22 protein-coding genes are annotated in these 23,139 nt (G+C 69.1%); 12 read left to right on the top strand and 10 right to left on the bottom strand.

Translation table 11 applies throughout. From position 1 onward, the window contains the following. Window positions 1–262: 262 nt before the first annotated feature. The 4 genes from ffh to ruvB are packed head-to-tail and all read left to right on the top strand — an operon-like array spanning window position 263 to window position 3,930. Entirely contained in the window at window positions 263–1,669 is a 1,407-nt protein-coding gene (gene ffh / locus MUN46_RS01430) for a signal recognition particle protein (protein WP_243375835.1), read from the top strand. A gap of 29 nt (window positions 1,670–1,698) precedes the next feature. Further along, window positions 1,699–2,289, top strand: a complete 591-nt coding sequence (ruvC, locus tag MUN46_RS01425; RefSeq protein WP_243375834.1) for a crossover junction endodeoxyribonuclease RuvC — start codon at window positions 1,699–1,701, stop codon at window positions 2,287–2,289. Beyond that, the gene (gene ruvA, locus MUN46_RS01420) at window positions 2,286–2,873 is read left to right on the top strand and encodes a Holliday junction branch migration protein RuvA (protein WP_243375832.1); all 588 of its coding nucleotides are present in this window, start codon (window positions 2,286–2,288) and stop codon (window positions 2,871–2,873) included. The genes ruvC and ruvA overlap by 4 nt, the downstream gene beginning before the upstream one ends. A 28-nt stretch (window positions 2,874–2,901) precedes the next feature. Continuing rightward, entirely contained in the window at window positions 2,902–3,930 is a 1,029-nt protein-coding gene (ruvB, locus tag MUN46_RS01415; RefSeq protein ID WP_243375831.1) for a Holliday junction branch migration DNA helicase RuvB, read from the top strand. A 30-nt stretch (window positions 3,931–3,960) separates the two neighbouring features. Here ruvB and MUN46_RS01410 read toward each other — a convergent pair whose 3' ends face one another. Genes MUN46_RS01410 through MUN46_RS01395 form a run of 4 tightly spaced genes read right to left on the bottom strand, consistent with a single transcriptional unit; the run spans window position 3,961 to window position 10,435 of the window. Then, complete coding sequence (locus MUN46_RS01410) at window positions 3,961–5,808, bottom strand: ABC transporter ATP-binding protein (protein WP_243375830.1); 1,848 nt, start codon at window positions 5,806–5,808, stop codon at window positions 3,961–3,963. Then, entirely contained in the window at window positions 5,805–7,199 is a 1,395-nt protein-coding gene (locus MUN46_RS01405; RefSeq protein WP_243375829.1) for an ABC transporter permease, read from the bottom strand. The genes MUN46_RS01410 and MUN46_RS01405 overlap by 4 nt, the downstream gene beginning before the upstream one ends. 9 nt (window positions 7,200–7,208) lie before the next feature. After that, a complete protein-coding gene (locus tag MUN46_RS01400; protein ID WP_243375828.1) occupies window positions 7,209–8,186 on the bottom strand; it encodes an ABC transporter permease in 978 nt (325 codons plus the stop codon). After that, window positions 8,183–10,435: an ABC transporter substrate-binding protein gene (locus MUN46_RS01395; protein WP_243375827.1), complete on the bottom strand. Its 2,253-nt coding sequence runs from the start codon at window positions 10,433–10,435 to the stop codon at window positions 8,183–8,185. The genes MUN46_RS01400 and MUN46_RS01395 overlap by 4 nt, the downstream gene beginning before the upstream one ends. A gap of 237 nt (window positions 10,436–10,672) precedes the next feature. Between MUN46_RS01395 and MUN46_RS01390 the strand changes: the two genes are divergently transcribed. The 4 genes from MUN46_RS01390 to tolA are packed head-to-tail and all read left to right on the top strand — an operon-like array spanning window position 10,673 to window position 13,265. Beyond that, window positions 10,673–11,119, top strand: a complete 447-nt coding sequence (locus MUN46_RS01390) for a YbgC/FadM family acyl-CoA thioesterase (protein WP_243375826.1) — start codon at window positions 10,673–10,675, stop codon at window positions 11,117–11,119. Continuing rightward, complete coding sequence (gene tolQ / locus MUN46_RS01385; protein ID WP_243375825.1) at window positions 11,116–11,790, top strand: protein TolQ; 675 nt, start codon at window positions 11,116–11,118, stop codon at window positions 11,788–11,790. The genes MUN46_RS01390 and tolQ overlap by 4 nt, the downstream gene beginning before the upstream one ends. 5 nt (window positions 11,791–11,795) lie before the next feature. Continuing rightward, window positions 11,796–12,227, top strand: coding sequence for a biopolymer transporter ExbD (locus MUN46_RS01380; protein ID WP_243375824.1), 432 nt, complete (start codon window positions 11,796–11,798; stop codon window positions 12,225–12,227). 6 nt (window positions 12,228–12,233) lie between these two features. Next, complete coding sequence (gene tolA, locus MUN46_RS01375; RefSeq protein WP_243375823.1) at window positions 12,234–13,265, top strand: cell envelope integrity protein TolA; 1,032 nt, start codon at window positions 12,234–12,236, stop codon at window positions 13,263–13,265. 22 nt (window positions 13,266–13,287) lie between these two features. Here tolA and MUN46_RS01370 read toward each other — a convergent pair whose 3' ends face one another. The 5 genes from MUN46_RS01370 to accB are packed head-to-tail and all read right to left on the bottom strand — an operon-like array spanning window position 13,288 to window position 17,891. Next, window positions 13,288–14,253 carry a carbohydrate kinase family protein gene (locus tag MUN46_RS01370; protein ID WP_243375821.1) on the bottom strand — a complete coding sequence of 322 codons (966 nt, stop codon included), beginning with the start codon at window positions 14,251–14,253 and terminating at the stop codon, window positions 13,288–13,290. A 60-nt stretch (window positions 14,254–14,313) separates the two neighbouring features. After that, entirely contained in the window at window positions 14,314–15,120 is an 807-nt protein-coding gene (locus MUN46_RS01365; protein WP_243375820.1) for a zinc-ribbon and DUF3426 domain-containing protein, read from the bottom strand. A 36-nt stretch (window positions 15,121–15,156) separates the two neighbouring features. Continuing rightward, window positions 15,157–16,056: a 50S ribosomal protein L11 methyltransferase gene (gene prmA / locus MUN46_RS01360; protein ID WP_243375818.1), complete on the bottom strand. Its 900-nt coding sequence runs from the start codon at window positions 16,054–16,056 to the stop codon at window positions 15,157–15,159. Window positions 16,057–16,079: 23 nt separating this feature from the next. Continuing rightward, the gene (gene accC, locus MUN46_RS01355; protein ID WP_237979028.1) at window positions 16,080–17,429 is read right to left on the bottom strand and encodes an acetyl-CoA carboxylase biotin carboxylase subunit; all 1,350 of its coding nucleotides are present in this window, start codon (window positions 17,427–17,429) and stop codon (window positions 16,080–16,082) included. Window positions 17,430–17,435: 6 nt separating this feature from the next. Beyond that, complete coding sequence (gene accB, locus MUN46_RS01350; protein WP_243375817.1) at window positions 17,436–17,891, bottom strand: acetyl-CoA carboxylase biotin carboxyl carrier protein; 456 nt, start codon at window positions 17,889–17,891, stop codon at window positions 17,436–17,438. An 80-nt stretch (window positions 17,892–17,971) separates the two neighbouring features. Here accB and MUN46_RS01345 point away from each other — a divergent pair, with 80 nt between their 5' ends. Further along, complete coding sequence (locus tag MUN46_RS01345; RefSeq protein WP_243375816.1) at window positions 17,972–18,166, top strand: hypothetical protein; 195 nt, start codon at window positions 17,972–17,974, stop codon at window positions 18,164–18,166. On the opposite strand, the gene MUN46_RS01340 is transcribed toward MUN46_RS01345, so the two are convergent. Continuing rightward, a complete protein-coding gene (locus MUN46_RS01340; protein ID WP_243375815.1) occupies window positions 18,163–18,801 on the bottom strand; it encodes a hypothetical protein in 639 nt (212 codons plus the stop codon). The genes MUN46_RS01345 and MUN46_RS01340 overlap by 4 nt on opposite strands. 218 nt (window positions 18,802–19,019) lie before the next feature. Between MUN46_RS01340 and mpl the strand changes: the two genes are divergently transcribed. The 3 genes from mpl to MUN46_RS01325 are packed head-to-tail and all read left to right on the top strand — an operon-like array spanning window position 19,020 to window position 23,002. Continuing rightward, window positions 19,020–20,378 (top strand): UDP-N-acetylmuramate:L-alanyl-gamma-D-glutamyl-meso-diaminopimelate ligase, encoded by a 1,359-nt coding sequence (gene mpl / locus MUN46_RS01335; RefSeq protein ID WP_243375814.1) that lies wholly within the window; start codon window positions 19,020–19,022, stop codon window positions 20,376–20,378. Continuing rightward, on the top strand, window positions 20,375–20,953 hold the full coding sequence (locus MUN46_RS01330; RefSeq protein ID WP_243375813.1) for a YqiA/YcfP family alpha/beta fold hydrolase: 579 nt from the start codon (window positions 20,375–20,377) through the stop codon (window positions 20,951–20,953). Before mpl ends, MUN46_RS01330 begins: the two co-directional genes overlap by 4 nt. A gap of 39 nt (window positions 20,954–20,992) precedes the next feature. After that, a complete protein-coding gene (locus tag MUN46_RS01325; RefSeq protein ID WP_243375812.1) occupies window positions 20,993–23,002 on the top strand; it encodes a ribonuclease catalytic domain-containing protein in 2,010 nt (669 codons plus the stop codon). Window positions 23,003–23,139: the final 137 nt, after the last annotated feature.

Raw genomic sequence — 23,139 nt, 5'->3', positions numbered from 1 at the left:
CTGCGGCGAGGACAGCCGGGCCGCCTCGGCAGGAGCATCGAAAAGTTGCTTTGGGCTCATTGTAGGCTATTTGCCGGCGCCGCTCCGAGGCTCGCGGCGGCGCGGCGGCAGGCCCCGCCCGGGGGCCTGCCTAAAGGCGCCGCGAACCTTTAGAATGCACATCACGTGCAGGGCGCGGGCCGGGCCCCATTCCCAGGACGGGAGGGCCGTGCGGCTTTTTCCCCAGGCGCCTTCCTTCAAATAAAGCCTTTGATTCATCACCATGCTTGATACTCTTACCCAGCGTCTGGCCAAAGTGGTCAAGACGATGCGCGGCCAGGCCCGCATTACCGAGGCAAACTCCAAAGAGATGCTGCGCGAGGTGCGGCTGGCGCTGCTCGAAGCCGATGTGGCGCTGCCGGTCGTGCGGACCCTCACGAACCGCATCAAGGAGAAGGCCCTCGGCCAGGAGGTCGTCGGCAGCCTCAACCCGGGCCAGGCCCTCGTCGGGATCGTGCAGCAGGAGCTCACCGCCGTGATCGGTGGCGACCTGCCCGAGAAGCAGCGCAGGATCAACCTCGCCTGCACGCCCCCGGCCGTGATCCTGCTGGCGGGCCTGCAGGGCGCGGGCAAGACGACCACCGCGGGGAAGCTGGCGAAGTGGCTGAAGGACAGCATGAAAAAGAAGGTCGTCACCGTGTCGGCCGACGTCTACCGGCCGGCCGCCATCGAGCAGCTGAAGATGGTCTCCGAGCAGGCCGGCGCCGACTGGTTCCCGAGCACCGTCGAGCAGAAGCCCCTGGATATCGCGCGGGCCGCCCTCGACTACGCGAAGCTGCATTTTGCGGACGTGCTGATCGTCGACACGGCCGGCCGGCTTTCGATTGACGAGAAGATGATGCAGGAGGTCTCCGACCTTTCGGCCTTCCTGCATCCGATCGAGACCTATTTCGTGGTCGACGCGATGACCGGCCAGGACGCGGTGAACACCGCCCGGGTCTTCAACGAGCGGCTGCCGCTCACCGGCATCGTGCTCACGAAGCTCGACGGCGACTCGAGGGGCGGCGCGGCGCTGTCTGTGCGCGAGGTGACCGGCCTGCCGATCAAGTTCGTGGGAACGGGCGAGAAGCTCGGGGGCTTCGACGAGTTCAATCCCGAGGCGATGGCCGGCCGCATCCTCGGCATGGGCGACATCGTCTCCCTCGTGAAGGACGTGACGAGCTCGATCGATGCGGAAAAGGCCCGCAAGGTGGCCGAGCGCATGCGCAAAAACGGCCGCATGGACCTCAACGATTTCCGCGACCAGATGGTGCAGATGCGCTCGATGGGCAGCGTCTCGAGCCTGATCGACAAGCTGCCGGCCTCGATGCAGGAGGCGGCCGCCAAGGCGAACGTTTCCGATGAGGATGCAGACCGGATGATCCGGCGCACCATCGGCATCATCGACTCGATGACGCCGCAGGAGAGGCGCCATCCGGACCTCATCAAGGCGAGCCGCAAGAAGCGCATCGCCGCCGGCGCGGGGCTGCCCGTGCAGGAAGTGAACAAGCTGCTCAAGCAGTACGAGCAGATGACAGAGGTGATGAAGCGCATGAAAAAGGGCGGGCTGTCGCGGCTGCTCCGCATGGCCGGCGGCCGCATGCCCTTCGGGGGCGGGGGCTTTCCCGGCATGGGCGGCAGGCCCTGGTGAGCCCCGCCTCGGATGGAGCGCGCCGTTTCATGAGAATTCTAGGCATTGACCCCGGGCTCAACCGGACGGGCTTCGGCGTCATTGACGCGGCCGCCGGAGAGCCGAGGCTTGTGACTGCGGGCGTCATCCGCGTCCCGAAGTCCGAACTCGCGCAGCGGCTGGCCGTCATTTACCGGCGGCTGCAGGAGATCATCGCCGAGACCGGCCCCGACATGGCGGCCTGCGAGAAGGTGTTTGTGAACGTGAACCCGAACTCCACGCTGCTGCTCGGGCAGGCGCGGGGCGCCGCGCTTGCGAGCGCGGCCTGCGCGGGGCTGCGGGTGGCCGAGTTCACGCCGACCGAGATCAAGCAGGCCGTGACGGGCTCGGGGCGCGCGCAGAAAAGCCAGATACGCGCGATGATGGTCATGGTCTTCTCGCTGCCCGAGACGCCGCAGGCCGATGCGGCCGATGCGCTCGCCTGCGCGCTGTGCGCTGCGCAGGCCGCCCGGATGGTGGAGGCCGCGGGCGCGTCGAAGACCTCGATCGGGGCGGCGCGCTCGACCTCCTGCGGCGGGGCGAGGGCGGCGCGGCGGGCCTGGACGCAGAAAATCACAGGCATGGAGGAGAGAAAGCCATGATCGCGATGCTGAAGGGCGTGATCGCCGACCGCCAGACCACCGGCATAGTGCTCGACGTGGGCGGCGTGGGCTACGAGCTCGCGGTGCCGGTGTCGACGCTTGCGGCGCTGCCCGAGACGGGAAAGAGCGCCACGCTTTACGTGCAGATGCTGGTGCGCGAGGACGCCATCCTGCTCTACGGGTTTCTCACGCGCGAAGAGAAGGCGGCCTTCCAGACCCTCGTCAAGGTGAGCGGCATCGGCGCCAAGACGGCTCTGGCGGTGCTCTCGAGCCTGTCGGTCGCGGATCTCGCCGCCGCGGTCGCCGCGGGCGAGGCGGACCTGCTCACGCGGGTGCCGGGCATCGGGAAGAAAACCGCGGCAAGGCTCGTGCTGGAGCTCAAGGGCAAGCTCGACGGCCTCGCCCCGGGGCTGCCCGGGTCGTCTGCGGAAGGGCCGGCGCCCGGCAGCGTCCAGGCCGACGTGGCGGCCGGCCTCATCGCCCTGGGCTACAGCGAGCGCGACGCCGCGGCCGCCGCGAGAAGGCTGCCCAAGGGCGTGAGCGCGGCCGAGGGCATACGGCTCGCCCTGCGCTCGAAAGTGTAACCTTGCCTCCTGCAGGACGGATCGCTTTATGGAAAACGTTGAACGCATTGTGACCGCTGCGAGCGCCTCTCCGAACGAGGAGAACGTGGACCGGGCGCTGCGGCCTAAAACCCTCAGGGACTACGTGGGCCAGGAGTCGGTGCGCAGCCAGCTCTCCATCTTCATCGAGGCGGCCAAGAAAAGAGGAGAGCCGCTTGACCACCTGCTGCTCTTCGGGCCCCCGGGGCTGGGCAAAACGACGCTCGCGCACATCATCGCGCACGAAATGGGCGTGAACCTGCGGCAGACCTCGGGCCCCGTGCTCGAGCGGCCGGGGGACCTCGCCGCGATCCTCACCAACCTGGAGCGCGGCGACATCCTCTTCATCGACGAGATCCACCGCCTTTCGCACGTGGTGGAGGAAATCCTCTATCCGGCGCTCGAGGATTTCCAGATCGACATCATGATCGGGGAGGGTCCGGCGGCCCGCTCGATCAAGCTCGATCTGCAGCCCTTCACGCTCATCGGGGCGACAACCCGCACCGGCATGCTCACAAGCCCCTTAAGGGCGCGCTTCGGCATCATCAACCAGCTGCAGTTCTACAGCGCCGAGGAGCTCGCCCGGATCGTGAACCGCTCGGCCGCCCTGCTCAAGGTGAAGATCGAGCCCGAGGGGGCCGCCGAGATCGCGCGCCGCAGCCGCGGCACGCCGCGCATCGCCAACAGGCTCCTGCGCCGGGTCCGCGACTACGCCGAGGTGAGGCACGGGGGCGTCATCACCCGCGAAATCGCCTCCGAGGCGCTCGCGCTGCTCGGGGTGGACGAGCTGGGGCTCGACGGGATCGACCAGCGGTTCCTGCGCGCCATCATCGAAAAATTCTCCGGCGGCCCGGTCGGCATCGACAATCTCGCCGCAGCGGTGGGCGAGGACGGCGACACGCTTGAATTCGTGGTGGAGCCTTACCTCATCCAGCAGGGCTTCGTCCTCAGAACGCCCCGCGGGCGCATGGCCACCGAGGCGGCCTACCGGCACTTCGGCTTTGAGCCGCGCCCGGCCGCCCAGAAAACCCTCTTCTGAAGGCGCTCCTGCGCGCTCAAGGCCCTTCGCTCAGGAGCGCCTCCCGATGGACGGGACGGCCGCGAGCAGCGCCTTCGTGTAGTCGTCTCGGGGGTGCTCGAGCACGTCCCCCGCCTCGCCCGACTCCACGATCCTGCCGTTTTTCATGACGCATATCCGGTCGGCCGTGTACTCGACCACCCCGAAGTTGTGCGTGATGAGCAGGCAGGCGGTCGAGGTCTCGCGCCGGATGTCGGACAGAAGGTTGAGGATCTGGGCCTGCACGGAAACGTCGAGCGCGGAGGTGGGCTCGTCGCAGACCAGCAGCTGCGGCCCGGGGGCGAGCGCGCGGGCGATCGAGATGCGCTGGCGCTGGCCGCCCGAGAATTCGTGGGGGTAGCGCGCGAGGGCCGTCTCCCCGAGCCCCACGAGGTCCAGAAGGCGCCGCATCCTCGCGCGCCGCGCCTGGGCGTCGAGATCCGGCCTCAGGTTCACGAGCGCCTCGAGCAGCGTCTCCCCGACGGTCATCCTCGGGTCGAGCGAGGAGTAGGGGTCCTGGAAAACCATCTGCGCGCGGCGCCGCAGCGCCAGCAGCGCCCGGCCCCGCGCCTCGAGCACCTCGCAGCCTCCGATCCGGATCGAGCCCGAGATCCGGGCCCGGGAGGGCAGCAGCCGCAGGAGCGCCTTCCCCAGCGTGGTCTTGCCGCTGCCGGACTCGCCCACGAGCGCGAGCGTCTCGCCTCGGCAGAGGCGCAGCGAGACGCCGTCCACCGCCCTGAAGGCGCGGGCTCTGAAATCCGGAAAGCGGCGCCGCAGCGGAAAGGCGACCCGGCAGTCCGAGACTTCAAGGACGGGCTCGGGGGGCGTTTGTTCCGGCCCGTCCCCCTGCGCCGCGCGGACCGCCGCGGCCGCGCCCGGGTTTTCCGGCAGCTCCGGCCTCAGGCACGCGCACCAGCGCCCCGGGCCCGAGGGCAGGAGAGCCGGCCGCTCGCTGCGGCACTGCGGCTTCTCCCACAGGCAGCGCGGCGCGAACCGGCAGCCCCGGAACTCGTGGTCGAGCACCGGCACGGTCCCGGGGATGCCCTCGAGCGGAGCGCCGCGCGCGGCGAGGTTCGGCACCGCCCTGAGAAGCTGCCGCGCGTAAGGATGGCGCGGATTTGCGAAGAACTCATCGGCGGGGGCCTTCTCCACGATCTGCCCCGCATACATGAGGGCCACCCGGTCGGCAGTCTGCCTCACCACGGCGAGATCGTGGGTGATGAGCAGCAGCGCGAGGCCGGTCTCGCGCTTCAGGCGCAGGAGGAGGTCGAGGATCTGGCGCTGCAGCGTCACGTCGAGCGCCGTCGTAGGCTCGTCGGCGATGAGCACGCCGGGCCTGCCCGCGAGCGCCATGGCGATCATGCAGCGCTGCTTCTGCCCGCCCGAGAGCTCGAAGGGATAGGCCGCCGCCCGGCGCTCCGGCTCGGGGATCCCCACGCGGGCGAGCCACTCGAGGGCGCCGCGGCGAGCCTCCGAGCGGGTGAGCCGGAAGTGCCGGCGCAGCACCTCTCCGATCTGGTCCCCGACCGTCATCACGGGGTTGAGCGAGGTGGAGGGCTCCTGAAACACCAGGCCGATCCGGCGTCCGCGCACGTCCTGCATGCGGTATTCGGGCAGGGCGAGAAGGTCTTCGCCCGCAAGCCTCACTTCGCCCCTTGTGATCGCGGCCGCTTCCGGCAGCAGCCTCATGAGCGACAAGGCGGTGAGCGACTTGCCGCAGCCGGACTCGCCCACGAGCGCGAGGGTTTCGCCGCGGCGCAGCGAAAAGCTCACGCCGTCGACCGGCGTGACGCGGCGCTCCGCGCCGGCGATGCTCACCGTGAGGTCCCTCACTTCGAGAAGCGGCTGCTCGCGCGTCATCTGCGGCCTCCCTTTGCCGTCCTCGGGTCGAAGGCGTCCCGGACCGCCGAGGCGAGGAGGTTCGCGCTCAGCACGATCGCGACCATGAACATGAAGGCCGCGGCGAGGTTCCACCAGACGGCCGGGGTGCGCGACATTTCGCTGCGGGCCGCGTTGATCATGGACCCGAAGGAGTTCATCGAGGGGTCGACGCCCACCCCGATGTAGGACAGCACGGCCTCGTAGAGGACGATGTCGGAAAATCCGATGACCGAGACGATGAGCACAATGTGCAGCACGTTGGGCAGGAGGTGCCGCGCCATGATCTTCCAGGCCGGCGTGCCGCAGGCGACCGAGGCCGTGATGAAGTCGAGCCCGGAGAGCTTGAGGGTTTCGGCGCGCAGCAGCCTCGCGAGCGGCGCCCAGCTCGTCACGCCGATGATGACCGCGATGAAAAAGAGCTTCGCATCGGCGCGCTCGAGCGAGGTCGGCAGAAGGTCCGGGCGCCGGTCGATGAAGACCTGGATCATCAGCACGCAGGCCGCGATGAGCAGCACGGAGGGAATGGAGGAGATCGTGGTGTAGACGTACTGCACCAGGTCGTCCACCCAGCCCTTGAAGTAGCCCGCGGCGATGCCCAGCACAAGCGCGAAGGGCAGCATCGCGAGCGTGGCGAGGGTGCCGAGGGCGAAGGCGGTCCGGAGGCTCTTGAGCGCCTGGTAGAGCACGTCGTTGCCGGTCCTGTCGGTGCCGAGCGGGTGGTAGCCGCCCCAGAAGGCGAGGACGAGGGCGCTGCCCGCGAGCAGCAGCGCCGAGGCGGCGATGAAGCCGCCGCGCGAGACCAGCAGGGCGCGGGCGGCCTGCGCGAGGGAGCTCTTGCGGCGCCTCGCGGAGACTGCGGCGGGGATGAGAAGGACAAGCCCCCCGAGAAGCGCCCCGGCCAGCAGCCCGCAGGCCCCCCGGCGCAGGAGGTCGGCGCGGCGCCCGGAGCCGCCGAGGGCCCGGGGGGTGACGCCGCGCAGAGGCTGGCGGAAGCGCCGGGCGGAGCCCGAGGCGGGGTCGGAGGAGCGGTCGAACTCGCGGCCTGAGAAGGGCGAGGAGTAGCTTCGCTCGCGGCCCGCGATCCAGGAGCCGAGCGAGTGGTCGAGCAGCGACTCGGCGGCCGCCGCATAGACGGGGCCGTCCGAGCCCTGGGCGGGGAGCCTCGCGCGGAAGTGCACGGAGTCGGCCAGGGCGATGGCCAGGAAGAACGCGAGCACGGCCGCGCAGGCCTGCGCCGCGCGGCCCGAGAACACCTCGCCCCAGCGCTGCCGCGCGCGGGGGCTGCGGCGCGCGGAAAAAACCGCGAGGAAGAGTCCTGCGGCAAGCAGCCACATCACGGCGTCGGTCGGCAGGAAAACAAAAAGCGGCATGTCCCCTCCCTACTCCAGCCTCACCCGGGGGTCGGCCAGGGTGTAGGCGATGTCGGTGAGGATGAGCCCCGCGATGTAAAGCGCAGTGCCGAGAAAGACCATGGCGCGGACGATGGAGAAGTCCTGCTCGTTGATCGCGTCGATCGTGTAGCTGCCGAGCCCCGGGATGCCGAAGAAGCTTTCCATCACGAGCGAGCCCATGAAAAGCAGCGGGATGGCGGCCACGGTGGAGGTGATGATGGGCAGCATCGCGTTGCGGAGCACGTGCGTGAAGAGCACCCGCATCTCCGACAGGCCCTTGGCCCGGGCGGTCCGGACATAGTCCCGGCCGATTTCCTCGAGGAACATGGTGCGGTAGAACAGCGTGTCGGAGCCCAGCCGCGACAGCACCCCGATCGCGACCGGCAGGATGAGGAACACCGCGAGGTGCCAGCCGCTGCCGAAGCCCGAGATGGGCACGAGCCGCAGCACGCGTGCGAAGAGCCACTGCCCGAAGATGATGTAAAAGAGGCTCGATATCGACATGAGGAAGACGCAGGCGACAAGCCCCCGCCGTTCGGCCCGGGTGCGGCGGAACAGCACGAGCAGCAGCGCGAGCGACGTCGTCGCCCCCACCGAGAGCAGGAAGGTGGGCAGCGCGAGGGCAAGCGACGGGCCGGCCCGCTCGGCGATTTCCCGGTTGATGCTGCGGCCGCGGTCGCTCGAGCCGAAGTCAAAGCGCAGCAGCGGCACGGAGCGCTCCCAGAAGATGGTCCGGGTGGCCCGGGCGAGGCCCTGCTCGGCCTCGTTCCAGAAAAGCGGCTTGTCGTAGCCGTGGGCCGACTTCCAGCCGGCGATCGCCTCGGCGCTCACGTACCGGCCGCCGATGGCGAGCCGGGCCATGTCGTCGGGCGTGTTCACCGCGAAAAAGAGCACGAAGGTGATGAGGTTCACGCCGAGCAGGATGAAAAAGCCGTAGACCAGACGGCGCGCCAGGTATCGGATCATGGGCGGGTCTCCCGGCCGAGCCGTTTGGAGCGGCGGCGCACGAGCCGCACCGCGGAGGCCGCGGCCGCGGCCGCGGCGGCGGCGAGGATCAGGAGGGGCCACCACACCGGGCGGTTCCACTCCCTGATCCGGCGGGCCCGCAGCGCGGTGTCGAGCCGCAGGTAGGGCAGCGTGTTGCGGATCATGGAGGAGGGCTTTGCGTTGAGCACCCACTGATGATAAGCGGCGGCGGACAGCGGCGTGTAGCCGAAGCTCCAGGGCGCGTCTTCCTGGACGGTGCGCACCATGGCTGCGACCAGGGCGTCCTTGCGCGGGCCGTCGTCCTCGAAGCGCATCGCCTCGAAAAGCCGGTCGTAGGAGGCCGAGCGGTAGTTGGCGGCGTTTTCCCCGCTGCCGCCCGTCACCGCCTTGGCGTTGGGGCCGTAGAGCAGGAAGAGAAAGTTCTCGGGGTCGGGGTAGTCCGCGCTCCAGCCCCAGAGGAAGATCTGCGCGGCGCCCCGGATCATCTTGTCCTGGAAGCGGTTGTAGTCGGTCGCCCGGATCTCGAGCTGGATGCCCAGCTTGGCAAACTGCTTGCGGTACCAGTCAAGGAGCTGGCGGCTGCCCGAAGCCGCCTGCTGGTAGTCCAGGGCGAGCACGAGCGGGCGGCCCGTGGCCGAGTCGCGGCCGCCCGGGTAGCCCGCCCGGGCCATCAGGGCCCGCGCCTCTTCGAGCGTCCTGCGCACGGGGCGGCCCCCCGCGCCGCGCCTGTAGACGACGGGGTTGATCTCCTGGGCGGCGGAGCCCTGCCCCGCCTGCAGCCCCGGCGGCAGCGGCCCCATCAGGGCGACCGCCTGGTCCTTCTGGAAAATGGAGATCGCCTCCTCCCAGTCGATCGCGATGGAGAGCGCCTGGCGCAGCGCCCGGTGCCGCGCGGCCTGCTCCGGCGTGCGGCCCGCGCCCACCACGGGGTCGAGCATGTTGAAGCCCAGATACCAGTTGGAGAGGTCGGGCGAGCGCGGGAAGCGGATTTTCTTGCTCTCGTACTCGCGGGACTTCTCGGGCGAGTCCGCGGCCTCGATGAGGAAGCCCTGGCCGGTGTCGGAGCGGTCGATGGCGGGGCTGTCGTAGTAGCCCTGCAGGAACTTGGTCTTCAGCGGGATCGCCTCTTTCTCGATCGTGAAGACGATCCGGTCGATGAAGGGCGTGGGCCTGCCGCAGTCGGCGAGCAGCCCCGCCTCGCGGTCGCCGGGCCCGCCCTCGCAGGGGTAGGGCTCGCCCCGGAAGTTGGGATTGCGCACCATGCTGTGCAGGCGGTTTTCCTCGAAGCGCTCCATCATGTAGGGGCCGGTCCCGACCGGCCACCAGGCGAGCCCTATGCTGTTCTCCGCAAAGCCCGGGTTCGAGTAGAAAAGCTCGGCCTCCCAGGGCACCGGCGCGAAAAAGGCCATGGTGAGCCAGTACTTGAACTGCGGGTACTTGCCCCTGACGCGGATCTCGAGCGTATAGCGGTCCAGCGCCTTCACGCCGCCGCCGGGAAAGGCGATCCGCCGCAGGTCAAGGAAGCGGGGGCGCCGCCCGGTCTGACGGGTCAGGCGGTCTTCCTCCCGGGAGATCGCCCGGTTCATTTCCCGCAGCCCGATGATGTGGTCCGCAAGCACCGAAAAGGCGGGGCTCACGACCCGCCGGGAGGCGATCCGCTTGATGCCGTAGACAAAGTCCTCGGCCGTGAGCTCGCGCGTTCCGCGCCCGGGCAGCTCCAGCGGGCTTTTGAGCCTCGCGGCGTCCTTCTCGGGCAGGTCCGCGTAGAGCAGCTCCCCGCCGGGGCCCCGCGCGAAGCAGGGATGGGGCGCGAACAGGATGCCCTTCTTGATCGGGATGACGTAGCGGCTCTCGGCGATGAGGGCCGGAGGGGCGTTCCCGGGCAGCCTGCGGCCCGAGGCGTCGTAGTACTGCGGGGGGCGCACTTCGGCGGCCGAGCGGGGCACCACCTCGTAGGGCCGCTTCAGGTAGTGGTACTGGTAGGGCGGCTCGTAGATGCTGTAGGTGTAGGCGGTCTCGTCCGAAGAGTAGGAGACCGCCGGGTCGAGCGTTTTGGGGCTGCGGCCGGAAAAGGGCGAGTAGAGCGTGTTCTCGAGCCCCGACTCGCCCGGGCGCGGGGAGTTCACCGGCGCGCTGCAGGAGACGGCAAGCGCAAGCGCCGCGCAGGCGGCCGCGAGGGCGGCCGGCCTGGCAAGGCGTTGAAAGCGGGCGCGAAGGGGCTGGGCCATGAGGGAGTCGCTTTTTTTCCTGAGAACCGGGGTTTCTGGGCTGACGGTTCTCTAGTTTAGCGGTCTGCCGCCCGGGCGGCCCGCCTTGCCGCCTCTCCGGCGCCTTCGTCCTCCGCCCGTGCCTGCGGCCGCGCACCGGACAGAAAGGTTTCTTATTGTTAACCGCGCTCCGCAGGGATCCGCTCCGTCCTATACTGAGCGCACTTTCTCAAGCAGAAGGATTTTCCGGGGTGCGCAATGGCATCTGACAAGCAGTTCACCTACCCGGTCCGCGTCCAGTGGGAGGACACCGATGCGGGGGGCGTGGTTTACCACGCGAACTACATCAAGTTCATGGAGCGGGCGCGCAGCGAGGCGATCCGCAGCCTGGGCCTTTCCCAGACTGAGATGGCCGCGGAAAGCGGCGTGATCGTGGTGGTGGATCTCTCGATCAGCTTCCGCCGGCCGGCCGTGCTGGAGGATGAGCTCGTCGTGCGCTCGAGGCTTGTGCGGATGCGCCACGCCACCTGCGAGCTCGAGCAGGACATCTGGCGCGGCGAAGAGCTGCTCACCGAAGGGACGGTGCGCTGCGCCTTCGTGGATCCCGCCTCCAAGGCTCCCCGCCCTTTTCCCAAACCTTTTTACAATGCGATGCTGCCGGAGCTGACCGAGCCCCTGCATGCCCATAGACAGGCCCTGAAATGACGCCGAACGCAAATCTGTCCATCATTACGCTGATTCTGCACGCCTCCCTGGTTGTGAAGGTGGTGCTTTTCATCCTGATCGCCCTGTCGGTGGTGAGCTGGACCCTGATTTTCCAGAAATGGTTCCAGGTGCGGCGCGCCCAGAAGGCGACCGATGACTTCGAGCGCAGGTTCTGGGGCGGCGCGGAGCTCTCGAAGCTCTACGAGGGGGCGCAGATGCGCCGCGACAAAAGCGGCCCGGAGGAGAAGATCTTTGCGGCCGGAATGAGCGAATTCGCGAAGCTGCGGGAGCGCGGGATCGACGCCGCGCACGTGCTCGACGGCGTGAAGCGCGCGATGAGGGCGGTCTACCAGCGCGAGATGGACAGCCTGGAAAACGGCCTTTCCGTGCTCGCCTCGATCGGCTCGGTGTCGCCCTACATCGGGCTCTTCGGCACGGTCTGGGGCGTGATGAACGCCTTCACGGGGCTGTCCAACCTCACCAACGTCTCTCTGGGCGTCGTGGCCCCGGGCATCGCCGAGGCGCTGGTCGCCACGGCCATCGGCCTTTTCGCCGCCATTCCGGCCGTGGCCGCCTACAACTTTTACGCGACCCACACCAACCGGCTCTTCAACCGGTTCGACGCCTTCACGGAGGAGTTCCTCAACATCCTTGAGCGGCAGAGGAGCTGACGGCCATGAGTTCACTGCGCCCCGACAGCAACACCCGCCGCCGCGTCATGGCGGAAATCAACGTCGTGCCCTACATCGACGTGATGCTGGTGCTTGTGGTCATTCTGATGGTCTCCGCCCCGTTCGTGGAGCCCTCGGTCGTGAATCTCCCCACCGTGGCGAAGGCCTCGAAGGCCCCCGACCGGGTCATCTCCGTCATTGTGAAGGCCGACGGGTCGCTGTCGATGAAGGAGGGAGGCCGCGTGAGCGACACGGACATGCCCGCCCTGGTCGACGCCGTCCGCAGGGCGGAGTCTGCCGCGGGGCAGCCCGTGCCCGTGGTGATCTCGGCCGACCGCGACGTGAAGTACGACCGCGTGATCGCGGTGATGAAGAGCCTGCAGAAGGCGAACGTCGAGCGGGTCGGGCTCGCCCTGCAGGTTGACGCCGGGAAGTAAAGCGCGATGAAAGAAAAGAGGACCCGCCCCTTGAGCTGGACGCCCGAAAGCGAAGCCCGTCGCAGGGACTTCAGGCGGGCGCTCGTCTGCGCGGTCGGCGTGCACGCGCTGCTGTTTGTTGCGCTGTTTTTCGCCTTCCAGTGGAAGACTCAGGACGAGGACGTCATGGTCGAGCTCTGGGCCGAGACGCCCACGACCGGGACGAGCCCGAACGGAGGGCCCTCCGTCGAGCCGCCGCCCGCCCCGAGCCCCGCGCCCGAGCCCGCGCCGGCTCCGAGCCCCGCCCCGCGCGAGCAGAGCGCTCCGGCGGCCAAGCCCCAGCCCCAGCCCCAGAAAGATCTGGCCGAGGAGCGGCGCAAGGCCGACATTGTGCAGGCCGAGGAGCGCCGCAGGCAGGAAAAGCTGAAGGAGAAGCAGCTGCAGGAGCAGAAGCGGCAGCAGGAGCTCCAGAAGAAGGCCGATGAGGCGAAGAAGGCGGCCGAGGCGAAGCGCAGGGCCGCCGAAGACGCAAAGAAGGCCGCAGAGGCGAAGCGCAGGGCCGCCGAGGAGGCGCAGAAGGCCGCTCAGGCCCAGGCCGCCGCTCAGGCCAAGGCCGCCGCGCAGGTCCGCGCGCAGGAGGCCGCCCGCATGGCCGCGGCCCGGGTGCGCTCCCAGGAGCTCGCCCGGACGATGGGCGGGGCCGCCTCGAGCCGCTCCGCGGGCACCCCCACGGGCGACCGGACCGCTCAGTTCCAGAATCTGTCGGGCTCGGCCCGGGCGGGCTTCATCGCAAAGGTGCGGGCCTGCATCCGCCCGAACATCATCTTCAGCGTGCCCTCGGGCGTGCGCCGCGGCCAGCATCAGGCCGTCTACCGCGTGCGGCTGATGCCAAGCGGCGATCAGATCGGCTCGCCGCAGAAGCTGAAGGCCTCGGGCCTTGCGGGCTATGACGCCGCGGTGGAGCGCGCCATTGCGAAGTGCAGCCGCTTCCCGTCGGTGCCGGGGGTGGTGATGCCCGGAGAGGTGTCGCTTACCTTCGACCCGGTGGACGTGCGCTGAAGAGGGCGCGCTCCGGCCCGTCTCAGCGCGGCCTGCCGCCTTCGGGCGGCACGGGGAAGGGCTCGCCCCAGGCCTGCCTGTAGCGCTCCCGGATCTCCTGCCGCGAGGGGCGCCAGCCCTGCGCGCCCGGGCCTTCGAGCCTGAAGGCGGACATCAGCGCCCCGAGCTTCAGGCACTCGGGGTCGGACAGCCCCCGGGTCATCCCGAAAAGCAGCCCTCCGCGGAAGGCGTCGCCCGCGCCCACCGTGCCCGAGGCGATTTCCGCCGGCACGGCGGGAATGGAAAGCTTCCCCTCAGGCCGCAGCATCGCGCAGCCCCGGGCCCCGAAGGTGACGAGGTAGCGCCGCCCCTGCGAGGCTTTTTCCTCGAGGCTGAGGCCCAGGCGTTTCTCAAGCAGCGCCGCCTCGTACTCCGACAGGCAGGTGAGGCAGGCCCCGGACTCGATCTCGCGGAGGGCCGCGGCCTCAAGCTGCGAGGTCGCCTGCCCCGGGTCGAACACGTAGGGCACCGAGTCTTCGCGGCAGCGCGCGGCCAGCCGCCTCATCGCCTCGAGCCCTCCCGGCGCGATATGCACGAGCATGTTCTTCAGGCCGGCGGGCAGCGCGACCTCATGCGCCCTCTGCATGGCCCCGGGCACGAAGGTGGAGAGCTGGTTGCCGCCCGAGTCGGTGGTGATGAAGACCTGCGAGGTCCATTCGTCGCCGAAAACCCCGATCGAGGAGGTGGCGATGCCGGCGCGCCTGAGGTGCTGCAGGTATTCTTCCCCGTCGCGCCCGACCGCCGAGAGGATGACGGGCTCGCCCCCGAGCGCCTTCAGCGACCAGGCGATGTTGGGGGCGCAGCCCCCGAAGCTGCGGGTCATGGAGGAGGCGAGGAACGTGAGGTTGAGGTGCGCGATGTCGCGCGGCAGGATCAGGTTTTCGAAGCGGCCCTCGAGGCGGCACACGGTGTCGTAGGCGATCGAGCCGGAAATGAGGACGGCGGTCATGGTCCAATCCTTAAAAAATGAAGCGCCGGCCGCGGCGGGCTGCGCGGCCCCGCGCACGCCTCAGTCGAGGGCCTTGACCTGGCAGGAGGCCGGGCGGTCGCCGGCCAGGCTGAAGGTGAAGCGGACCGGGACGGAGCCCGCGCCGGCGATGGAGCCCTGGGCGTTCTGCCCCGCGTATTCGCTCGGCTTCAGGTATCTGCGCGTGGTGATCAGCCCCTTGTCATCGGAAAAAGACACTTCAATCACGGGCAGGCGCTCGCTGCCGGCGCCGTTGTTCACGAGCGTGAAGGAAATTTCGTACCGGTCATACGACTGGGGCCTGAGGGCGAAGTCCTCGATGGCGTAGGGGTTGGCCTTGTCGCTGCCCGGCCCCGGGCAGGGCAGCGCCGTGCAGACGCTCTGGCGCAGGGACACAAGCCCGGGGACGCGGCGGCTCAGGGCCGGACCGAAAAGCGACAGCAGCTGCCAGGCGAGCACAAGAAGCAGCACCGCGCTGCCGGCGGCCCAGAAGCCCCAGGGAAGGCCCCGGCGGCGGGCGCCGTCCGGAAAGTCCCTTTTCGGCGTGAAGACGGGGAAGTCCTGGGGAGCGGCCGCGGGGGAGGCGCGGAGCGGGGCCTGCTGCGGAGCTGCGGCGGGCGCCGCAGGCTCGGGCGGGGGCGCCGGAGGCTCGGGCGGCTGCGCGGCCGGAGCGGCTGCGCGGTTTAAGAGCGAGCTGAGGACCTCCGGGTCGATTTCCCGCAGCGACTCCTTCGCGTCGAACTCGCACTGGCAGACGCCGCAGCGGCAATAGCCGCCCCCTCTGTGCAGTTCCTCCACAGAGATCTCGTAAATGCAGCCACAGGTCGGACAGCGGGTGATGTATGCCATGAGCGAAATTCTAAGACATAGCCGCTCGCAGAGTCGCTAGGACGCGCGGGCGCAGATGACGTTCCAGCCCTCTTCCTCGCGCCAGCGTTCGAGCCGGATCGCGGGATCGGCCCGGCGGTAGGCCTCGGCGATGCGGTCGACCTGATCGGAGAGAATGCCCGAGAGCACCAGGAACCCGCCCCTTGCCACGTGCCCGCAGAGCACCGGGGCGAGGCTGATGAGGGGGTTGCAGAGAATGTTGGCGACAACGACGTCGTAGAGGCGCTCGCGCGGGATGCCCTCCGGCAGGCAGAAGCTGCCGGCGACTCCGTTGTTCTTCGCGTTGAAGCGCGAGGCCTCGACCGCGAGCGGATCGATGTCGCAGCCCTCGACGCTGCCCGCGCCGAACATGGAGGCGGCGATGGCGAGTACGCCGGTGCCGCAGCCGTAGTCGAGCACCGAGGCGCCGCGGCTCAGGTGCTCGTCGAGCCACTGGATGCACAGGTGCGTCGTGGGGTGGCTGCCGGTGCCGAAGGCAACGCCGGGATCAAGCCTCATGTTGAGGGCCCCGGGCTCAGGCGGCGTGTCCCAGGAGGGCACGATCCAGAGGCGGCGGGAGGCGCGTATCGGCTTGAACTGGGCCTGGGTCACGCGCACCCAGTCGACATCGGGGACCGCCTCCACGCTCTTCACGGCCGGGGGTTCGATCTGAAGCGACTTCGCGGCGATCGCGAGGGCCGTTTCCCAGTCAAAGCCGTCGTCGACCAGGATCGACAGCAGCGAGTGCTCCCAGGCGGGGACGTCGGGCTCGAGGCCCGGCTCGCCGAAAAGGGGCTTTTCGGCGGGCGTACCTTCGTCGGCGTCGCGCGTCGTGTAGCTGCTCGCGCCCGCCTCCATCATCATGTCGCCGATTTTCTCGGCGCTGTCACGGTCGGCAAGCAGTGTGATTTCCTTCATCTTCGGGCTCTCCCTGGACGCGCTTAGGGCTGGCGCTGCTTCAGCTTTTCCTCGAGGTAGTGGATGCTCACGCCCCCGAGGCGCACCATTTCATCGGAGGTGATGTCGCGCTGCAGCCGCACGTTGGTGCGGATGCCCTCGGCGGCGAACTCCGACAGCGCGATGCGCATCCTCGCGAGCGCCTGCTCGCGGGTGTGGCCGTGGGCGATGATCTTCGCGATGAGCGAGTCGTAGTACGGCGGCACCGTGTAGCCCGCGAAGATGTGCGTGTCGATGCGGATGCCGGGTCCGCCCGGCAGGTGCCATGCCGTCACCCGGCCGGGCGAGGGCACGAACGTGTAGGGATCCTCGGCGTTGATGCGGCACTCGATCGCATGGCCGTTGATCTGGATGTCGCGCTGCCTCAGGGTGAGCTTTTCGCCCGAGGCGATGCGGATCTGGGCAGCCACGATGTCCACCCCGGTGACCATTTCGGTGACCGGGTGCTCCACCTGGACGCGCGTGTTCATTTCAATGAAGTAGAAGCTGCCGTTTTCGTAGAGGAACTCGAAGGTGCCGGCCCCGCGGTAGCCGATGCGGCGGCAGGCCTCGACGCAGCGCTTGCCGAGCCGGTCGATCACGCGGCGGGGAATGCCGATGGCCGGAGCCTCCTCCATGATCTTCTGGTTGCGGCGCTGCATCGAGCAGTCGCGCTCGCCCAGATAGACCGCGTTCCTGAAGTTGTCGCAGAGGACCTGGATTTCGATGTGCCGGGGGTTCTCGAGGTATTTCTCAAGGTAGACCTCGGGGTTGCCGAACGCGGCCTTCGCCTCCTGGCGCGTGAGATTGACGGAGTTGATGAGCGCGGCCTCGCTGCGGACGACCCGCATGCCGCGTCCGCCGCCGCCTCCGCTCGCCTTGATGAAGCAGGGGTAGCCCACCTCGCGCGCGATCCTGCGGATTTCGTCGGGATCGTCCGGGAGGGCGCCGTCGCTGCCGGGCACGCAGGGCACGCCGGCCTCCTTCATCGCCTTCTTGGCCGTGATTTTGTCGCCCATGAGGCGGATCGTCTCGGGGCGCGGGCCGATGAAGGCGAAGCCCGACTGCTCGACCCGCTCCGCGAAGTCGGCGTTCTCGGCGAGAAAGCCGTAGCCGGGGTGGATGGCCTCCGCATCGGTCACCTCGGCGGCGCTGATGATGGCGGGAATGTTGAGGTAGGACTGGGAAGAGGGGGCCGGCCCGATGCAGACGCTTTCGTCGGCGAGCCTCACGTACTTCGCCTCGGCGTCGGCCATGGAGTGCACGACCACGGTCTTGATGCCGAGCTCGCGGCAGGCGCGCTGGATTCGCAGCGCGATCTCCCCGCGGTTGGCGATCAGAATTTTTCCGAACATGGGCGCTTACTCGATGACAAAAAGGGGCTGTCCGTATTCGACCGGCTGGCCGTTCTCCACCAGCACTTCCTTGATGACGCAGTCCTGTTCGGCCTCGATTTCGTTGAGCAGCTTCATCGCCTCGATGATGCAGACGGTGGCGCCCTTGGAGACGCTGTCGCCCACCTGCACGAAAGGCTTCGCATCGGGCGAGGGCGCCCGGTAGAAGGTGCCCACCATCGGGCTGTTGATGGTCTTGCGCGCTTCGGGGGCGGCGGGCCTGGGCTCAGGGGCGGCGCTCGAGGCCTCGGCCTCCGCGGGCGCCGCCTCGGCCGCGGCCAGCGCCGCCGGCGCGGAGGGCTTCCCGGCCGTGCCCGGGGCGTTGACGATCCGAAGATGGTCCTCGCCTTCATTCACCTCAAGCTCGGCTACGCCGCTTTCCCTCACAAGATCAATCAGGGTTTTGATTTTTCGCAGATCCATAGATCCCCCAGTCTTTCGGGACCCGTACGGGCGCCCGGTTTTCTTCTGCCGGCTTTTCCCCGGCAAAAGAGAACAACTGCATGGATAAATTCGTTGACACTCCGGCGGCGGCTCCGCCTGAAGCGGGCTTCGGGCGGGCGGCCGGCGCGGACTTAGCTGCAATTTTAGCCAATTGCTTCGAAAAAACACGCAACGGCCGGCAAATCTCGGCCGGTTGCATTGTATCGAAGCGTGCGCGGACCGTGCCGGGGGAGCGCACCCTGCATATGGGTTAATCCGCGCGGGAATCCCGGATGAGGCGGGCGAGGGCTTTGGCGCCGGCCCGCCCCGCGGCTTCGGCCGGCAGCTGCCGGGCGTCCGGCGGGCGGCGCCGGGGGTTGAGGGCGCGGCTCGCCTCGGGCAGGACGTCGAGCGTCACGCCCAGGGCCCGGCAGCGCGGCAGCAGCGCGGCGAGGACGCTGCCGCGGCGGATCGGGTGCAGCCACCCGAGGGTTTCCTCGCAGCGCAGGACAGGCGGCGAGACCGAATCGACGGGCTCCCAGGCGATCCCTGCGGCGAATGCCGCCGCCTCGGCCTCCTTCGGGTTGTCCGTGAAGCACTCGAGCACGATGTTGGAGTCCTCGGTGGCCGCGCCGTTGAGCACCGCCCCCGCAAGCCACGTTTCGAGCCCCGCCTCCCGCAGCCGCAGCATCAGGCTGAGGGCCTCGGCCCGCAGCGCCCCGAGCAGCTTCGCGTGCTCCGGGCAGAAAAGGGCGAGGTGCTCGCGGACCGCCGACTCGATCGCCGCCGAGGGCGGCAGCGGGACGCCCCCGGGCAGATCTTCGGCGAGCCTCGAGCGCATCAGCGGCCAGCTGCAGTGCTCGTCCACGATCAGCCTCGCCGCCCAGGCGGCGGCCTCTTCGGTTCTCATTTCGCTCTTCCTTCTTTTATATATCCGCGCGGCGGGCGCCGCGTGCGCAGTGTAGCGTTTTTTCCCGCAGCCCCCGGGGCCGGCCCGGCGGGGAGAAAAATGAGCGCCGCGGCCCGGCAGCCCTGCGGGGCGAGCGGCTACAATACATAGCCCCGGCCGGCGCACAAGGCGAAGAAAAAACGCGCGCCGCACGCCGGCCGGCAGCTTTGGGAGTCAACATGCACATCCACATCCTCGGCATCTGCGGAACCTTCATGGGCGGCGTGGCGCAGCTCGCCGCACAGGCCGGCCACACCGTGACCGGCTGCGACGCAGGCGTCTATCCCCCGATGAGCGATCAGCTCAGGGAGGCGGGCATCCGCCTCTACGAAGGCTACGGCGCGGATCAGCTCGCCGTAAAGCCCGACCTCTGGGTGATCGGAAACGCCATCTCGCGCGGCAACCCGCTGCTCGAGGCGATCCTGGACGCGGGGCTGCCCTACACCTCGGGGCCGCAGTGGATCAGCGAGCACATCCTGCAGGGACGGCACGTGCTCACCGTGGCGGGCACCCACGGCAAGACCACGACGAGCTCGATCCTCGCCTGGATGCTGGAGTCGGCCGGAAAGAAGCCCGGGTTTCTGATCGGCGGAGTGCCCGGCAATTTCGGGCACAGCGCCCGGCTCAGCCCGCAGAGCCCCTATTTCGTCATCGAGGGCGACGAGTACGACACCTGCTTTTTCGACAAGCGCAGCAAGTTCGTCCACTACAGGCCGAAGACCGCGGTCCTCAACAACCTCGAGTACGACCACGCGGACATCTTCGACAGCGTCGAGGCGATCGAAAAGAGCTTCCACCACCTCGTGCGCACCATGGCCTCCAACGCGCTCATCGTGGCCAACGGCCGCTCCGAGACCCTGAAGAAGGTGATCGGCATGGGCTGCTGGAGCCGCCTCGAGTGGTTTGACGATCCCTCCGGGTGGACGATTTCCGAGGACGGGGAGGTGGCCCTGCGCGGCGAGAGCCTCGGGGTGCTGCACTCGCCGCTGCTCGGGCGGCACAACGCGCTCAATACGCTCGCGGCCCTTGCCGCGGCGCGCAGCGCCGGCGTCTCGCCGCGCGAGGCGCTCGAGGCGATGCCGCAGTTCGCCGGGGTGAAGCGCCGGCTCGAGGTGAAGGGCACGGAGCACGGGGTCGTCGTGATCGATGACTTCGCGCATCACCCGACCGCCATCCGCGAGACGATCGCCGCGCTCAGGGGACGGATGGGCCGGGGCTCGGGGCGCCTCATCGCGATCCTCGAGCCGCGCTCGAACACGATGAAGATGGGGACGCTGCGCGCGCAGCTGCCGGGGTCGCTCTCCGACGCGGACCAGGTCTACTGCTACGCGGGGCCCGCCGTGCGCTGGGACGTGGCCGAGGCGCTCGCGCCGCTCGGAGAGAAGGCGCACGTGTACCACGACCTCGAGCCCCTCGTGCGGGAGGCGGTCGCCTGGTCAAAGCCCGGCGACCGGATGCTTGTGATGAGCAACGGCGGGTTCGGCGGCATCCACGGCCGGCTTCTGGCCGCGCTCAAGGCCCGGGAGAGCGCGAAGTGACCACCCTTTATCTCCACGGGTTCCTGTCTTCGCCGCGCTCGGTGAAGGGACAGATGCTCGCCGCCGCGCACGAGCGGCGCCGGGCGGCGTTTCTCGCCCCGGACCTGAACATCGGGCCCGCGCAGGCCGCCTCGCTCCTGCTGCAGCTTACCGAAGGGATCCCGGCCGAGTCCCTCGCCGTCGTCGGCTCGAGCCTGGGCGGGTTCTACGCCGCATGGCTCGCCGAGAAGCGGGGCTGCAGGGCGGTGCTGCTCAACCCGGCCGTGAGGCCCTGGGAGTTCGTGAAGGACTACATGGGCGAGCAGACGACCGTGGCGGGAGACCGGACGGTCAGCGTCACGCCCGACTTCGTGCGGCAGCTGCGCGAGCTCGACGTCCCCTCCGTGACCCGGCCCGAGCGCTACCTCGTGCTGCTTTCCACCGCCGACGAGACGCTTGACTGGCGCGAGGCGGACGCGAAGTACCGCGAGGCGACCCGCGTGCTCATTCCCGGCGGGGACCACCGGATCAGCGCGTTCGCAGACTACTGCGAGGCTGTGACCGACTTCTGCTGCAGCGGGCCGGGGGCCGCCTGAGGCCGGCCGCCATCATTTGCTTTCACACAGCTTCTTTTTATGACGAATCTTTTTTTCGACGACAACGGTTCATTCAAGGCGGGCGCCGTCCTTTCTGCAGACAAGAACACCTACCAGGTGGAGCTCCCGACCGGGCGGCGCACCAAGGTGAAGCAGGCGAAGACCTATTTTGAGTTCGCCTCGCCCGCGCCCGCCCAGTTCATGGAGCAGGCCCAGGCGAAGGCCTCGGAGCTCGATCCCTCGTTTCTCTGGGAGGTGGCTCCGCAGGAGGAGTTCGCCTACGAGGATCTCGCCCGGGAGTACTACGGCGGGGAGCCCTCGCCGGTGGAGCGCGGGGCGCTGCTGCTCGCCCTCTTCAACAATCCCGTCTACTTCTACCGCAAGGGCCGCGGGCGCTTCCGCCCGGCCCCCGAGGAGACGCTCAAGCGCGCGCTCGAGGCCCTGGAGCGCCGGCGCCGCCAGGAAGAGCGGCGCCGCGAGATCACCGCCGAGCTCGTCGCGGGGCGCGTGCCCCCCGAGATTGCCGCCGACCCCGTGGGGCTGCTCGTGCACCCCGACAAGAACAGCATCGAGTGGAAGGCGCTTTGCGACGCCGCCGCGGAGACGCGCCGCACGCCGCTCAAGCTGCTGCTGTCGGTGAAGGCGATCGGCTCGCCCTGGCAGTGGCACGTGCGCTCCTTCTACGAGGAGAACTTCCCCGAAGGCGCGGGCTTCCCGGACGATCTCCCGCAGCCCCCGCACAACGACTGGGCGGAGCTGCCGCTGTCGGACGCGGCGCCGTTCTCGATCGATGACTCCTCCACCACGGAGATCGACGACGCGACGTCCGTGACGCCGCTCGGCAACGGGCGCACGCGCATCGGCATCCACATCGCGGCCCCTTCCCTCGGGATGAAGCGCGGCGACGCGATGGACCAGTTCGTGCGCGGCCGGATGTCCACGGTCTACGCTCCGGGGCTGAAGACCACGATGCTGCCCGAGAGCTGGGTGAAGGCCTTCTCGCTCGACGAGGGCAAGATCTCGCCGTGCCTGTCGCTTTACGCGGTGGTCGATGACGCGACCTTCAGCGTGCTTTCAACCGACACGCGGCTGGAGCGGGTGCGGATGGACGTGAACCTGCGCTACGACCAGTGGGACGGGCAGGTGACCGAGGAGGCGATCGAGTCGGGCAGCCTCACCATCCCGCACGCCTCCGACATCACGTACCTGTGGCGCTTTGCGCGGCACCTGCAGGCCGAGCGCGAGAAGGTGCGCGGGCGGCCCGAGCCCCGCGGCAAGATTGACTGGTACTTCGACCTCGAGGGCGAGGGCGAGGACGCGGTGATCCACGTGAAGGGCCGCCGCCGCGGCGAACCCCTCGATCTTCTCGTGGGCGAGTCGATGATCTTCGCCAACAGCACCTGGGGGTCCTGGCTCGAGGAGCACGAGACGGCCGGCATCTACCGCAGCCAGAGGATGGGCCGGGTGCGCATGAGCACCACGGGCGGCCCCCACGACGGCCTGGGGGTGGCGCGCTACTCGTGGTGCACCTCGCCGCTCAGGCGCTACGTCGACCTCGTGAACCAGCAGCAGATCATCGCCGTCGTCATGGGCGAGAAGCCCCCCTATGAGCGCAACGACGCGGACTTCTTCTCCATCGTCGAGACCTTCGAGACGATCTACGAGAGCTACAAGTCCTTCCAGATCCGCATGGAGCGGTACTGGTCGCTGCGCTGGATCGAGCAGGAGGGGCTGCGCAGCATCGAGGCCGCGGTGGTGAAGGACGACCTCGTGCGCATCGACGGGCTGCCGTTCATGCAGCGCGTGCCGGGCCTGCCCGAGCTCGAGCGCGGCCAGCGGGTGATGCTCGATGTGATCGCGCTCGACTACGTCGACCTCGTGCTCGAGGTGAAGCTGCGCGAGGTGCGCGGCGGCAGGGAGGAGCTCGGGGACCCGGAGGAGGATCCCGAGCAGGAGCCGCTGCCGCAGCCGCAGGTCCCGCAGGAGCAGGAGCCCGGGGACGCGCCGGCGCAGGCCGATCCCCAGCCGCAGCCCGGCCCCCGGCCCTGAAAGGCCCCCTGCGGCGCAGCCCGCCCGGCCGCCGGGAGGCTGGCCCGCTGCCTCTTCTTGTGATAGAAAGGGAGGAAAACGGCACGAGGCGCCGCGGGCCGCCCTGGAGGGTAGCGGCGCAGGAGTCCTGAGTACTG

Origin of the sequence: Mesosutterella faecium (assembly GCF_022809315.2) — a bacterium.
Classification (GTDB): domain Bacteria; phylum Pseudomonadota; class Gammaproteobacteria; order Burkholderiales; family Burkholderiaceae_F; genus Mesosutterella; species Mesosutterella faecium.
The sequence above is the reverse complement of the archived record's forward strand: the minus strand, read 5'-3'. Positions and strand labels throughout refer to the sequence as shown.